We start from the raw sequence: 13611 nt of genomic DNA, 5'->3' as shown, positions 1-13611 counted from the left end.
GATTATTTCTTAAGTTCATGCCATTGCACGGATGACCGTGTTTTTTCGTTTTTTTGAAACTGAAATGAGTTATTTACTCGTTACAGCCCCTTTAATTTAATCTAATTCTAAACCACCAGTATATAATTGATAATAAGTTCCTTTTTCTTTAATCAATTTATCATGATCACCACGTTCAATAATTCTTCCCTGATCAAGAACCATGATTGCATCAGAATTTTTAATCGTTGATAAACGATGAGCAATAACAAATACTGTTCTACCCTCCATCAATTTATCCATACCACTTTGAACAATACTTTCTGTTCGAGTATCAATGCTTGATGTAGCCTCATCTAAAATCAATACTGGCGGATTAGCAACTGCAGCTCGAGCAATAGCTAATAACTGACATTGTCCTTGTGATAAACTTGAACCATCACCACTAAGCATTGTTTGATAACCATGTTCTAAATGCATAATAAACTCATGTGCATTTGCCAGCTTAGCTGCCGCAACACATTCTTCGTCAGTTGCATCAAGTTTACCATAGCGAATATTATCCATGATCGTTCCTGTAAATAAATGTGTATCTTGTAAAACTATTCCTAAGGACTTTCTTAAATCAGCTTTTTTAATTAGTTTAATATCTATACCATCATATGTGATTGAACCCTTTTGAATATCATAAAAACGATTTATTAAATTTGTAATTGTAGTTTTCCCAGCACCTGTTGCTCCTACAAAAGCTAACTTTTCACCAGGTTTTGCAAATAAATTCATATCATATAAAATCGTCTTATTATCATTATAACCAAATGTCACATCATGAAAACGAACATCACCTACTAATCGAACATATTCAACTGATCCATCAGGTCGTTTATGTTCCCATGCCCAAATACCAGTACGATGTTTTACTGGTATTAATGAGCCATCTGCACTTTCTTTTGCATTAACTAGTGTAACATGCCCTTCATCAACTTCAACTTCTTCATCCATTAAAGCAAAAATTCGACTAGCTCCTGCTAAAGCCATTAAAACCATATTAACTTGTTGAGAAATTTGACCAATTGGCTGATTAAACGATCTATTCAATTGTAAAAATGAAGCTAGTGTCCCTACTGTTAAATCTGTATAACCATTAATTGCAAGTACACCACCAATAATAGCAACTAATACATAACTAACATAACTTAAATTCCCTATTATCGGCATTAAAATATTAGCATATTTATTTGCAGCATAAGCACTTTCAAATAATTGTTCATTTACTTTATCAAAATCTAATTTTGCTTCTTGTTCATGAGTAAAGACTTTAACAACTTTTTGTCCTTCCATCATTTCTTCAATAAAACCATTAACTTTACCAAGATTAGTTTGTTGATCAAAGAAATACTTACCACTTTTATTAGTAACATGTTTAGATACCTCAAGCATCACAAAAACCATAATCACACTAATAATAGTAAGAGGAATACTGATAACCAGCATGGAAATAAAAACACTTATAATTGTCATTGCTGATACAATAACCTGAGGGATACTTTGTGAAATCATCTGTCTTAATGTATCTGCATCATTTGTATAGATAGACATTATATCTCCATGATTATGAGTATCAAAATATTTTATTGGTAACTGTTCCATATGTTCAAACATCGTATCTCTTATTTCTTTTAAAGAACCTTGGGATACCTTGATCAGGATCTTATTAAATACATAAGTAGCAATAACTCCAATTCCATAAATAGCAATCATTTTTAAAATCGCATTTAATAAAGGATTAAAATTTGGGTTTGACATACTTAGATATGGTGTAATATAGTCATCAATTAAACTCTTTATAAAGATAGAACCTGCAACATTGGCAATCGTACTTATAATAATTAAAACTAACACCAAAATACAAGCATTACGATGTCTAGAAATAACAAAATCAAATAACCTTTTTAATGTTTTCATCTGATTTTTATTCACTTAGGCTTCCCCCTTTCTTTTGAGTCTGATATATATCTTGATAAATTTCACAAGTTTTCAATAATTCCTGATTAGTTCCCATAGCACTAATTTTCCCATCATCTAGTACAATTATTAAATCAGCATCTTCAACAGAACTTATTCTTTGAGCAATAATAATCTTTGTTGTCCCAGGAATTTCTTCCCTAAACGCCTTACGAATCAAAGCATCTGTCTTTGTATCAACTGCACTAGTTGAATCATCTAAAATCAGTATTTTAGGCTTTTTCAATAATGCTCTAGCAATACATAATCTTTGTTTTTGTCCACCAGATACATTACTACCACCTTGTTCTATATAAGTATCATATTTATCTGGAAAACGTTGAATAAATTCATCTGCTTGTGCTAATTTGCATACATGTTCAATTTCTTGATCTGTAGCATCTTTTTTACCCCAACGCAAATTTTCTTTAATAGTTCCTGAAAATAATACATTTTTTTGTAATACCATAGCAACTTCATTTCTTAAAGTATTTAAATCATAACTACGAACATCTTTACCACCAACAAATACTTCTCCTTTAGTAACATCATATAATCTAGGAATTAATTGAACAAAAGTTGATTTAGCACTTCCAGTACCACCTATTATTCCTATTGTTTGTCCAGATTTAATATGAACATTAATATCTCTTAGATTAACTTCATCCTGATCATCAAAATACGAAAAGTAAACATGATTAAAATCAATCGAACCATCTTTTATTTTATAATCAGGACTACTAGGATTATGCAAAGTGGATTTTTCATTAATAACCTCACTAATTCTTTGAGCAGATGCAATTGACATAACAATCATCACAAAAACCATTGATAACATCATCAAACTCATTAAAATCATCATTACATAAGTAAACATACTAGTTAATTCACCAGTAGTCAAAGTTCCTCCAACAATCATATGAGCCCCAAACCAGGAAATCATAATAATACAGCCATAAACTGTAAATTGCATCAAAGGCTGATTAAAAACTAAATAATTCTCTGCTTTAAGAAATAACTTATAAATTAAACCAGATGTCTTTTTAAATTTTTGATCTTCAAATTCTTCACGTACATATGCTTTAACAACTCTAATCCCACTAATATTTTCTTGAACAGATGCATTTAAATCATCATAAGTTCTAAAAATACGTTTAAATAATGGATGAGCTCTTGTCATAATAAAAGTCAGAACAATTCCTAAAAAGATAATTGCAACTACAAATATTAATGCAAGTCGTGTATTAATAATAAAAGCCATCGTCATTGCACAAATCAACATTAATGGTGCTCTAATACACATCCTAATTATCATCTGAAAAGCATTTTGGACATTTGTAACATCTGTCATTAAACGAGTTACTAAACCAGCAGTTGAATATTTATCAATATTAGCAAAAGAGAAATCCTGAATATTATAATACATTGCCTTTCTCAAGTTTTTAGCAAATCCTGTTGAAGCCTTAGCAGCATATTTACCAGCTAACGCTCCTGCTAATAATGAAACAAAAGAAGCGATCAGCATTATAACCCCTATTTTTACTACTACATCTAAATCATTCACATTAATTCCTTTATCAATAATCATTGACATTAAAAAAGGAATAGCAACCTCTAAAATAACCTCCAAAATAACTAGTATCGGGGTTAAAATAGCAACTTTTTTATATTCTTTTACTTGTGTTAAAAGTGTTTTTAACATTTACCTACCTCCTATATATAGCTCGCTATGAATTTGATTAAAATAAATATTAAGAATTACTTCTTAATATTTTAACCAAATATTCACCTAATCTATCTATTTCTTCCAAAGACAAAGAGCTTACTAATTCATATTCCGATTCTTCAAAAGTTTTACGAATTTCTTTATCTAACGCAATTGCTTTTTTTGTAACCTCAATGTATTTAATTCTTGCATCATGAATGCATGGAACACGTTTAATCAACCCTTTTACCTCTAAACGATTTAAAATTCCTGTTACTGTAGGATTAGAAATATCTAGGATTCTTTCTAAATCTTTTTGATTTAATTTTTCATTTCTTTCTCGTGCCTTAAATAAACTAACTAGGGTAAATGTTTGAGCTCCAGTTAAACCAAACCGTTCAAACTTTTTATTTAAACGTTGTTCTTGAAGAATATGAACCTGTTTAATTAAAAAACCAATTTTATCATTAGGCATATTGTCTCCTCCTTAAATAGATAGCACGCTATATATTATAATCATATCAATTAAATTGTCAATACTTATCTAAAGAAAAAAGAATCCTAAGATTCTTCATCCTCTTTTCCCCATTGCTCAATCCATAATTTAGATGAACGTGTCATTTCTTCAATAAAAGGGTTAGTCCATTTACGATTATATATATCATCTACAAAAACCCTCCCACTACTACGATTAGCAAGTTTAGCACGATCATCAAACATCTTCACTAATTTTTCATTATCAAACCTTTCATATTGATCAACACTAACAACATATTTTGAATCAAAACGTGCTGGCTTACTACGACGAAGCTGCTGATCAGTTGGATAACCCATTACCAGCATTCCTACTGGAGCAGTATACTGTGGTAAATTTAACAGTTCACGATGAATCTCATATTGTTCTATAACATCACCAATAAAACAGCTTCCAATTCCCATACTTTCAGCGGCTACAACTGCATTTTGAGCAGCAATCAAAGTATCACTATATGCTAAAAGAAAATCCCCATATGATGGTGAACGCACTTCATCTTCACTATGGTAATATTTAAAAGCATCATACCATTTTTGATAATCTGCCACAAAAATAAGTACTAGTGGTGCTTTAGCAATAAAAGGCTGATTATCACATGTTTTTGCTAATTTATCTTTAATTACCTGATCTTGTACATCAATAATTGAATATAAAGTCATATTTCCTGCTGTTGGTGCTTGTATTGCAGCATCTAAAATTAACTGTTTTTTATCTACTTCAATTGGTCTATCCTGATATACTCGAACTGATTTACGATCAAATAATTCTTTAATTGTATTATTCATAATTGTCCTCCTTGATCACTTATTTATATTATACACAAAAGAAAAGTAGATACCTAGACCTACTTGTTATTTTCTTTGTACTCTAAATATTCATCATATGTAGACAAACGATCCAAAATACCAAATTCATTAAATTCAATAATTCGATTTGCAATTGTTTGAACAAATTGATGATCATGACTAGTAAATAAAATATTTTCTTTAAAATTAATTAAACCTTGATTTAAAGCTTGAATTGATTCTAGATCAAGATGATTAGTTGGTTCATCTAAAACCAAAACATTAGCCTCTGCCATCATCATTTTAGCTAGCATACAACGAACTTTTTCTCCTCCAGATAATACTGAAGCTTTTTTTAATGCTTCTTCTCCAGAGAATAACATTCTTCCCAGCCATCCTCTTAAATCTTGTTCATATTCATCTTTAACTGAAAATTGACGTAACCAGTCTACTAAAGTTAAGTCACAGTTATTAAAAAATTCTGAATTATCTTTAGGAAAATATGATTGTGATGTTGTTATTCCCCATTGGAACGTTCCTTCATCAGGTTCTAATTCTCCCATAATGATCTTAAAGAATGTTTCTGTTGCTTTAACATCACCAACAAAAGCTACTTTCTCTTTAGGATTGATAGAAAAACTAACATTATTTAATAATTTAACACCATCAATTGTTTTTGATAATCCTTCCACTTTTAAAACAATATTCCCAACTTCACGTCCTGGTTTAAAAGCAATAAATGGATAACGACGAAGTGATGGTTTTATGTCAACCATTTCTAAATTATCTAATAATTTTTTTCTTGATGTAGCTTGCTTAGCTTTTGAAGCATTAGCTGAAAAGCGAGCAATGAATTCTTCTAATTCTTTCTTTTTAGCCTCAGCTTTTTTATTTTGATCTTTAGCTTGTTGTAACTGTAATTGACTATATTCATACCAAAAATCATAATTACCGACATACAATTGAATTCTTGAATAATCAATATCTGCAATATGTGTACAAACTTTATTTAAGAAATAACGGTCATGACTAACGACAATAACGGTATTTTTAAAGTTCATTAAAAAATTTTCTAACCAGCGAATACTATCAAGATCAAGATGGTTTGTTGGTTCGTCTAATAATAAAACATCAGGATTACCAAATAAAGCTTGTGCAAGCAAAACCTTTACTTTTTGATTTCCATCTAACTCTTTCATTTTTAAATTATGCAATTCTTCGCCAATTCCTAAACCATTAAGCATGATTTCTGCATCAACTTCAGCATTCCATCCATCCATTTCTGCAAATTCACCCTCAAGTTCAGCTAATTTGATCCCATCTTCATCATTAAAATCAGGTTTAGAATATAATACTTCTTTTTCCTGCATGATTTCATAAAGACGTCTATTACCCATGATAACTGTTTCTACAACACCATTTTCATCATAAGCAAAGTGATCTTGTTTCAAAACTGATAAACGTTTATGGGGCTCTAAAACCACTTCACCTTTGTTAGGTTCAATTTCACCAGCTAAGATTTTTAAAAAAGTACTTTTTCCAGCTCCATTAGCACCAATAATCCCATAACAATTACCATCTGTGAATTTAACACTTACATTTTCAAATAAAGCACGATCGCCATATTGTAAAGATACATTTTGTGTTGATATCATTAGTTTAACTCCTTTTTATTAAAGTCATATTATTATGTCACAAAGTCACGATTAAATCAATATAATTTATCTTTATTAAATAAATATTATTCGAAAAAGAAAGCATGGCAGTTTTAAATCCTTCCATGCTTTCCTATCAATAATGTTTAATTCTAACAATATTTATTTCATCTACTTACTGCCGAACCTTTTTATACACTTTCTTCACACATCAACTGTTTTTAAAATTCATTTGCTCCTCTTTTATAATACATATCCCTTAAATGTTCATCTTCATTAAACATTCTCAACTTCTTTTTCATAATCTTAACCACTTCGCTATTTGTTAAGGCATTTATTTCATCATCAATCCCATTTTTTAGAATGTAAATTGCCAATTCTATTTCTGTCATCTCTTTTAATCCTTTTTCTTTCTTAATGTTATTTATATATGGCAGCTGTACATAACTTCTAGTAATAAGACCATACTTTTCTATATTTCCATCCTCATTAGCATTTCTATATGTATCAATAAGTTTTAGATTATTTTCATCAATAACATCAATAAAAATAATTTGATATATAGGATTCACTGTTTCAGTATACTCCTTTCCTTCTTCTATTTGTGATATAAGTAAATCCACTCCATTTCCCCATAAACGATAGTAACAGCTTTTAGAAACGGGGGAATTCAGCATATCAATATCAATAATATCGCCATTATCTATCTGCACTTTAACATCAAAAATCATATCTTGTTCAGAGTTAAGAACAGTCACATGTTCACATTTGATATTAAGGATATTTTCGATAAAGAGCTTGAGCATAAAGCTACAATCAGAATCTAAGTCATCACGCAGTAAATAATTGAATAAAACATCATTTTTAAAATCATTACATAATTCTTTTGTCATAAAAATTACCTCCATTATTATATACACTAAAATTATTCATATTACTTTATTTATTAAATAAAAACATAATGGTTAATTATGTAATAATTGTTATAAACAGGAAGGAAAGATTAATTTAATTATAATCAAATGTTGCATTATATATTTTTAAAGAAGGGAGAAAAAATGAAAAAGATTTTTAAATTAGTTATTGTAGCAACTTTAACATTATGTGGGTGTAGCAATGCAAAGAATCCTAGTGATTATTACGATTTGTTAAAAGAAAATAATTATCAAATTTTAGCTAGTTTTGATTATAATCACTATTATAATGAAGAAGGTAAAGAACTTGGTGATGTTCGTATCATTAATAAACCTGGTAAAAAACCAATGTATCTTCTAATCAACAAAAAAAAGAATATACATTGACAATTTACTTTGATAAAGATACTAAAAAACCTGGTCAACTACATTTTTCAAATGAAGATGGTTCTTATTGGGTAAATTTTAAAGAAAAAACAAGAATGCTAGTATTTTGATAAAAGATGGTACAGATATCGATCATTGTACTGTTGATTTTGAAGGTGATTCAGGTGAAACTAAATGTCCTAGTAAACAAATCAAAATAGCTGATAGTGTAAAAAAAGAATATGAAGATATGCTTAATGATTTAGAAATGAAAGAAGAAGATTTAATGGACTCATTAGTTTGGTTCGATACTGAAAAATCACCAATAATACAAAAGGAATTGACTAATACTTATAATGAACAAAAACCATTAACAAATAATGAGGTTATTAATGCTTTTAAAAATAACAAATTCATATTTGTAGAAAGTTCAGATGGGGATTTAAATTTTAAATAAGTAGTTTGACTGATTCAGAAAATATGACTATTACTTCATTAATGAATGATAATGAGTTATTTGGAATAGTTTTCTTATATAATCTATATTATGAACCATTTGATGAAAATACTCCAAGTATGATGTATTGTTATTATGTTGACTATGATAAATCTGTAGTTGTATCTACAGATGGTAAGTATGTTTATAATTTAAGCGATAAAGAGTCTACTGGTACTCTAGACTGTAATAAAGATTTTATAAAAAAGCAGGCACACTTGAATTTGTTTTTGAAAAAACATTAAATAAATCATATGTTACTAAAAAAAGAATTGATTAATTTCTTTAAAACTTATAAAAACGGTAATCTATAATAACCCGTATTTCAGGATTTTAGATACTAACAATTTATAAACTGTACAAAAGAATCATGATAAAAGAAAGATTGTGATTCTTTTCTTTAGTATTAGACATTATATCTAGTTAATATTCATATTGTTGATGATAAAATACATAATGAGTCTATGCCTATAAATCAAAACTCAAGATTTTTACAACTTATAAACAATAATATTCTATATTCAAGATAACACCATCGCTAACAGCTTGTAATTCACTACACTTGGCGGTAAATACCTGTGATTGGTTTATCTCCAACTGAATTCATGCCATGCTTATCACACTACTGCAAAATAGGTCTACAAACAAGTAGACCTATTTACTCTATTTTCTACATTTACCATTTCTAAATGCTGGATTAAAAGCATAATAATTTTCACAATTCAAATTCTTTTTGACAATTTCTAATGCTTCTGCAAATCTTTGATAATGAACGATTTCACGTTCTCTTAAAAAACGAATTGGTTTTTTTATTTCTTCATCATCAACAAGTGCTAAGATATTATCATAAGTTGTTCTTGCTTTCTGTTCTGCTGCTATCTCATAAGAACAACATTTATTAAATAATTAAAAATTCCAATGAATTTCAATTGGTAATTCCTTAGTTTCAGTATTTCTTTTACCTATATCAATATAATCGATTAATTTTTCTACTGTAAAACGATCTAAATGCTCTAAATTAGTATATTGCTCAATTAATTTTTTACGATTATCTTGCGTCATCATTTTCTTTTTTAGAGTATCAAGTTGTTTTTGCTTATCTTCAACTAACTTTTCTAATCTTCTTTTTTGAACAGAGAAGTCATTACTTAAATCAAGATAATCTTGTTGTGATAAAATACCCTTAACCTTATCTAAATATAATTCACGAATCCCTTTAGTATATTCCATAATTTTTCTTTGATAAGTTGCGATTTCTTCTTTTAAATAGTCTTGTTTTTCTTTGAAATCGTTATTAAATACCACATTCTTTTCAAGTTCACTATTATCAAGATATTCTTTTGATAGTCTATTTAATTCCTCAATAACTACCTGTTCCAATTTATCTACCGAAACAAATGAACCAATACAAGCCTCTTTTGATTTAAAACGACTACTGCAACGCAAATAATGCTTACCTCGATTCTTAGATGAACGCATTATATAACCACAGTACATACAACGAGTTTTTCTTGCAAATAACCCAATTTGTCCAATTGTAAACGGTTTGGCCTTTTGCACAATCAACAGCTGTACTCTATCCCATAACTCTCTATCAATTATTGCTTCATGAGTTCCTTCAACAATATACCACTGACTTTTAGGACGAGGCTTATTTTGTTTGGTTTTATAAGATACACTCCCATATTTCCCTTGAACCATATTCCCAATATAAATTTCATTTATTAGCATATCAGCTATCGCATAATAACTCCAAAGTGTGCTATTTCTTGTTTTAGGTGCTTTAAAACGTAAACCATGTAGACGTTTATATTCGGTTGGATTAGGTATTCCACGTTCATTTAAAATTCGTGCAATTGCTGTTTTGCCATAACCATTAGAAAAAAGTGTAAATACTTCCCTAACGACTTTAGCTGCTTCTTCATCAATGATTAAATGTCCTTTCATATCAGGATCTTTTTTATAACCATATAAAGCAAATGCACCAATATGAAATCCATTTTTTCTACGATCTATTAGTACACTTTTAATATTTTCTGACATATCTTCCAAATACCATTCATTTACTAAACCATTTATCTGTCTTGATTTTTTATTTCCTTTATTGGCAGTATCAGCATTATCAACAACGCTTACAAATCGAATCCCCCAAATAGGGAAAAGACCATGAATGTATTTCTCGACTAATTCTAATTCTCTAGTAAATCGTGATTGTGTTTTACAAAGAACAATATTAAACTTTTGTGCCTTGGCATCATGTAATAGATTATTAAATTCAGGGCGACGACGATCAGAACCTGTATAATCGTCATCACTATAGACTTTAAAAATTTCCCATCCTTGTTCTAGTGCATATTTATTAAGCATGGATTTTTGATTTTGAATACTATTACTATCATCATCTTCCGACTCCTTGTTTCTATCTTCTTCCGATAGACGACAGTATATCGCCACTTTTAATTTATTCATTTTGTTATTCTCTCCTTAAAAGAAGAAAAACAATTATACTGCTATATTATAATAACATAGCAGTATAACAGCTTTCTAATGTGCGATTAGTTTAGTACTTATTCTTTTCAATTTGGTTTATTAGCTCAATCCATTTCCAAGTATAGATTTTTCTAATAATTTCTTTATCGTTATTCTTAAATATATTTTTGCAAACTATTTTAGTACTGGATGCCATTAAATTGATCACCTCATAATATAATATTGATGAAGAGCAAAAATAATACTGATAAAATTTAAACTCATATAATCTTATTTTTAAGTCATATATAATAATTGTTTATACCTAAACTGATAACTATTTTTTGATCAATATTAATCATATCATTTGGTGTAAGTGTTCCTAGATATTTTAATATACGCGATTTATCAATAACTCTTATTTGTTCTAATAAAGCAATTGAATCATGAGTTAGACCTGAGCTTGATGGAATCATATAATGAGTTGGTAGTATATGTTTTGTATATATTCTACTTGTTATTGCTGCAATAATTGTTGTCGGACTATGTCGATTACCAATATCATTTTGTAAAATCAAGACTGGGCGTGCTCCTCCCTGCTCAGAGCCAATCGTTGGTTCAAGATCAGCAAGATATATTTGTCCACGACTAATATTTTCATTCATCACTCTTCACCCCTTTCACATCGGAAGATATTCTTTCTAAAGTTCATGGAAAATGTAAAGCAAGCGAAGAAGATATCATCAACGCTGTTTCTGGCATTGATTTTACTCCTATCCAGAAAGCTCGTATCCAATTGATTCAAAAACATATGGAACAAGTAAGCGAAAATATCAATGAAATCAATAAATTGATCGATATGATGGCAAAACCATTTGAAGATAATATTAATTTCCTATGTCAAATACCTGGTATTAAAAGAAATTCTGCCATCATTATTCTTTCTGAAATTGGCAATGATATGGAACAGTTCTCATCTTCAAGAAAGTTATCTTCTTGGGCTGGTTTAACTCCAATGAACAATCAATCTGCTGGCAAGAAAAAATCTGTCAAAATTTCTCGTGTGGGAGTATATCTTAAACCTTGTTTGGTTGAGGTTGCACATGCAGCTGTAAAGGATAAGGAACATCCTTACTACGCCAACAAGTTTAATAAAATCTCCAAACGCTGAGGAAAGAAAAGAGCTTATATTGCCATAGCCAGAAAAATACTAGTTGCAATTTACCACATGCTTCGTACAGGTGAGATTTGGAATCCTAAAGATTTATCGAATATTGAAACACCTGTAGAACAAAGAGAAAAATATCTCAAAAACAATCTAAAATCAGATATCAAACAACTATTAAGTATTGGTCTTACAATTGATGATTTAACTAATTTTATTCAACAAAACGCCAAGACAATTCCTGCCGTTCAATAACCCTCTTTTTTGGGGGAAAGGGGGAACTATGCATTTTGATTACTTTTTAAGTTATTTAATTCTGTTTTTTTATTCAGATTAATTTCCTCCTTTTGAAGGGAGAACACCAAAAAACAGGTGATGGATTAATATCTCTTCACCTGTTTGCTCACTTTTTACTTATTTGTGTAGTCTAAAAATAAATTTTTTAATTTATTTTGCAAATTCTTTTTAGCAGCATCCACAGAAAATTTCACCGCTCTTTTTGTACAACCTTCGATTTGTGCAATTTCTTCATATGTCTTTTCCTCTATATAATACATAATCAATCTTCTTGCTTGTATTTCTTTTAATTCACTAACTGCCTTATTTATTTCATCTTTGATGTATTTTTTATATACTATTGTTTCAATATTAATAGAATTATAAATCCCTTTCTTATATAATCTTGTATCAGTTTGTTCAGATTGTTCAATATAACGATCTGAAATATTCTTATCTCTTATCAATTGAGACTTAAAACTTCTAAATTCATAATAATCAGCTCTGGATAATTCAATATGACATAGAAGTTGATCATATTGATATTTAATAAAATATCTCCTTTTGCCATTGATTATTTTTATTTTATGAATCCCAAAAATTTATAAAAACATTTTCTTAGTGATCTCAATCTTATTTAATTTATTATTCACACCATAAACAACACATAATATTTAAAACGACTATCAACCTTTTCCATATATGGTATATACTCATCAACTATTATCTTCATTTTTCCTCCTATTCAACTTTTAATTAGTTGAATAAGAGGGGGAGGCTCTAATTAAAAACATAAAAAAAGAAGTAAACGATTCACGTTTACTTCTAAAACTTAATATAAAAATTATCATAAATATGTAATATTTACCTACTCCTCCTCAAAAATGAAATTATATATTAAATCCATTAACATCTTTATTTAAAAAACATTGGTAAAGGGGCTGTAACGAAATAACTTTTTAAAAGGAAAGTTGAATTCGTTCAGCTTTTTTTCTGCAAAATAAAATGCAATTACCTGCTATAATTGCAACTCTCACGATATTTAATAATATTTTATGTTATTTTGGCTGTTTTTGAGCGCAATGAGGGTATCATCTGCTAAAACTCCTCTTTTCAATGTGACTTTTCTTCGAGTTATCATTGATTATCACTAATTTATCTGCTGTTTTTTCGTTTCTCTTAATCTATATTTATGATATTTCTTTAAATTATATCCTGTACACACCAGTAAATATTCCATTTTCACCTTCTCTATTCCTCTT

15 protein-coding genes are annotated in these 13611 nt (G+C 29.0%); 5 read left to right on the top strand and 10 right to left on the bottom strand.

Translation table 11 applies throughout. The annotated features are described in order from the left end of the window. Window positions 1-96 precede the first annotated feature (96 nt). The 6 genes from BMW96_RS13115 to BMW96_RS13090 all read right to left on the bottom strand — a co-directional run bounded on the left by BMW96_RS13115 (window position 97) and on the right by BMW96_RS13090 (window position 7556). Window positions 97-1944, bottom strand: a complete 1848-nt coding sequence (locus BMW96_RS13115) for an ABC transporter ATP-binding protein (RefSeq protein WP_092356825.1) — start codon at window positions 1942-1944, stop codon at window positions 97-99. 7 nt (window positions 1945-1951) lie between these two features. Next, on the bottom strand, window positions 1952-3685 hold the full coding sequence (locus BMW96_RS13110; RefSeq protein WP_092356822.1) for an ABC transporter ATP-binding protein: 1734 nt from the start codon (window positions 3683-3685) through the stop codon (window positions 1952-1954). Window positions 3686-3734: 49 nt separating this feature from the next. Beyond that, window positions 3735-4163 carry a MarR family winged helix-turn-helix transcriptional regulator gene (locus BMW96_RS13105; RefSeq protein WP_092356818.1) on the bottom strand — a complete coding sequence of 143 codons (429 nt, stop codon included), beginning with the start codon at window positions 4161-4163 and terminating at the stop codon, window positions 3735-3737. An 86-nt stretch (window positions 4164-4249) separates the two neighbouring features. Continuing rightward, window positions 4250-5008, bottom strand: coding sequence for a nitroreductase family protein (locus tag BMW96_RS13100; protein ID WP_092356815.1), 759 nt, complete (start codon window positions 5006-5008; stop codon window positions 4250-4252). 59 nt (window positions 5009-5067) lie between these two features. Next, a complete protein-coding gene (locus BMW96_RS13095; protein ID WP_092356812.1) occupies window positions 5068-6663 on the bottom strand; it encodes an ABC-F family ATP-binding cassette domain-containing protein in 1596 nt (531 codons plus the stop codon). A gap of 221 nt (window positions 6664-6884) precedes the next feature. Beyond that, window positions 6885-7556, bottom strand: a complete 672-nt coding sequence (locus BMW96_RS13090) for a PD-(D/E)XK nuclease family transposase (protein WP_162207484.1) — start codon at window positions 7554-7556, stop codon at window positions 6885-6887. A 165-nt stretch (window positions 7557-7721) separates the two neighbouring features. Between BMW96_RS13090 and BMW96_RS13085 the strand changes: the two genes are divergently transcribed. The 3 genes from BMW96_RS13085 to BMW96_RS13075 all read left to right on the top strand — a co-directional run bounded on the left by BMW96_RS13085 (window position 7722) and on the right by BMW96_RS13075 (window position 8684). Beyond that, entirely contained in the window at window positions 7722-7964 is a 243-nt protein-coding gene (locus tag BMW96_RS13085; protein WP_092356807.1) for a hypothetical protein, read from the top strand. A 106-nt stretch (window positions 7965-8070) separates the two neighbouring features. Then, complete coding sequence (locus BMW96_RS13080) at window positions 8071-8400, top strand: hypothetical protein (RefSeq protein WP_092356804.1); 330 nt, start codon at window positions 8071-8073, stop codon at window positions 8398-8400. A gap of 5 nt (window positions 8401-8405) precedes the next feature. Next, complete coding sequence (locus tag BMW96_RS13075) at window positions 8406-8684, top strand: hypothetical protein (RefSeq protein WP_092356801.1); 279 nt, start codon at window positions 8406-8408, stop codon at window positions 8682-8684. Between the two features lie 418 nt (window positions 8685-9102). Here the strand turns inward: BMW96_RS13075 and BMW96_RS13070 are convergent, their stop codons facing one another. The 3 genes from BMW96_RS13070 to BMW96_RS13060 form a co-directional block, all read right to left on the bottom strand. Beyond that, entirely contained in the window at window positions 9103-9318 is a 216-nt protein-coding gene (locus BMW96_RS13070; protein WP_257606901.1) for a manganese catalase family protein, read from the bottom strand. A gap of 27 nt (window positions 9319-9345) precedes the next feature. Continuing rightward, entirely contained in the window at window positions 9346-10908 is a 1563-nt protein-coding gene (locus BMW96_RS13065) for a recombinase family protein (protein ID WP_092356798.1), read from the bottom strand. A 302-nt stretch (window positions 10909-11210) separates the two neighbouring features. Beyond that, entirely contained in the window at window positions 11211-11573 is a 363-nt protein-coding gene (locus BMW96_RS13060) for a type II toxin-antitoxin system PemK/MazF family toxin (RefSeq protein WP_092356795.1), read from the bottom strand. 146 nt (window positions 11574-11719) lie between these two features. Between BMW96_RS13060 and BMW96_RS14410 the strand changes: the two genes are divergently transcribed. Both BMW96_RS14410 and BMW96_RS14405 read left to right on the top strand, forming a co-directional pair. After that, window positions 11720-12079, top strand: coding sequence for a transposase (locus BMW96_RS14410; protein WP_211283603.1), 360 nt, complete (start codon window positions 11720-11722; stop codon window positions 12077-12079). Window positions 12080-12136: 57 nt separating this feature from the next. Further along, window positions 12137-12328 carry a hypothetical protein gene (locus tag BMW96_RS14405; RefSeq protein WP_211283602.1) on the top strand — a complete coding sequence of 64 codons (192 nt, stop codon included), beginning with the start codon at window positions 12137-12139 and terminating at the stop codon, window positions 12326-12328. 155 nt (window positions 12329-12483) lie between these two features. Here BMW96_RS14405 and BMW96_RS13050 read toward each other — a convergent pair whose 3' ends face one another. Then, window positions 12484-12816 (bottom strand): RNA polymerase sigma factor, encoded by a 333-nt coding sequence (locus BMW96_RS13050; protein WP_157796040.1) that lies wholly within the window; start codon window positions 12814-12816, stop codon window positions 12484-12486. Between the last annotated feature and the right edge of the window lie 795 nt (window positions 12817-13611).

Origin of the sequence: Thomasclavelia cocleata (assembly GCF_900102365.1) — a bacterium.
Lineage (GTDB): Bacteria > Bacillota_I > Bacilli_A > Erysipelotrichales > Coprobacillaceae > Thomasclavelia > Thomasclavelia cocleata.
This window is presented reverse-complemented; position numbering and strand designations above follow the sequence as displayed.

What these genes read in the sequence shown, in the direction of transcription:
- BMW96_RS13110 (WP_092356822.1), bottom strand. Translation starts at nt 3,685, where the DNA reads ATGTTAAAAACACTTTTAACACAAGTAAAAGAATATAAAAAAGTTGCT.
- BMW96_RS13065 (WP_092356798.1), bottom strand. Translation starts at nt 10,908, where the DNA reads ATGAATAAATTAAAAGTGGCGATATACTGTCGTCTATCGGAAGAAGAT.
- BMW96_RS14405 (WP_211283602.1), top strand. Translation starts at nt 12,137, where the DNA reads ATGCTTCGTACAGGTGAGATTTGGAATCCTAAAGATTTATCGAATATT.
- BMW96_RS13060 (WP_092356795.1), bottom strand. Translation starts at nt 11,573, where the DNA reads ATGAATGAAAATATTAGTCGTGGACAAATATATCTTGCTGATCTTGAA.
- BMW96_RS13115 (WP_092356825.1), bottom strand. Translation starts at nt 1,944, where the DNA reads ATGAAAACATTAAAAAGGTTATTTGATTTTGTTATTTCTAGACATCGT.
- BMW96_RS13095 (WP_092356812.1), bottom strand. Translation starts at nt 6,663, where the DNA reads ATGATATCAACACAAAATGTATCTTTACAATATGGCGATCGTGCTTTA.
- BMW96_RS14410 (WP_211283603.1), top strand. Translation starts at nt 11,720, where the DNA reads ATGGAACAAGTAAGCGAAAATATCAATGAAATCAATAAATTGATCGAT.
- BMW96_RS13100 (WP_092356815.1), bottom strand. Translation starts at nt 5,008, where the DNA reads ATGAATAATACAATTAAAGAATTATTTGATCGTAAATCAGTTCGAGTA.
- BMW96_RS13090 (WP_162207484.1), bottom strand. Translation starts at nt 7,556, where the DNA reads ATGACAAAAGAATTATGTAATGATTTTAAAAATGATGTTTTATTCAAT.
- BMW96_RS13105 (WP_092356818.1), bottom strand. Translation starts at nt 4,163, where the DNA reads ATGCCTAATGATAAAATTGGTTTTTTAATTAAACAGGTTCATATTCTT.
- BMW96_RS13085 (WP_092356807.1), top strand. Translation starts at nt 7,722, where the DNA reads ATGAAAAAGATTTTTAAATTAGTTATTGTAGCAACTTTAACATTATGT.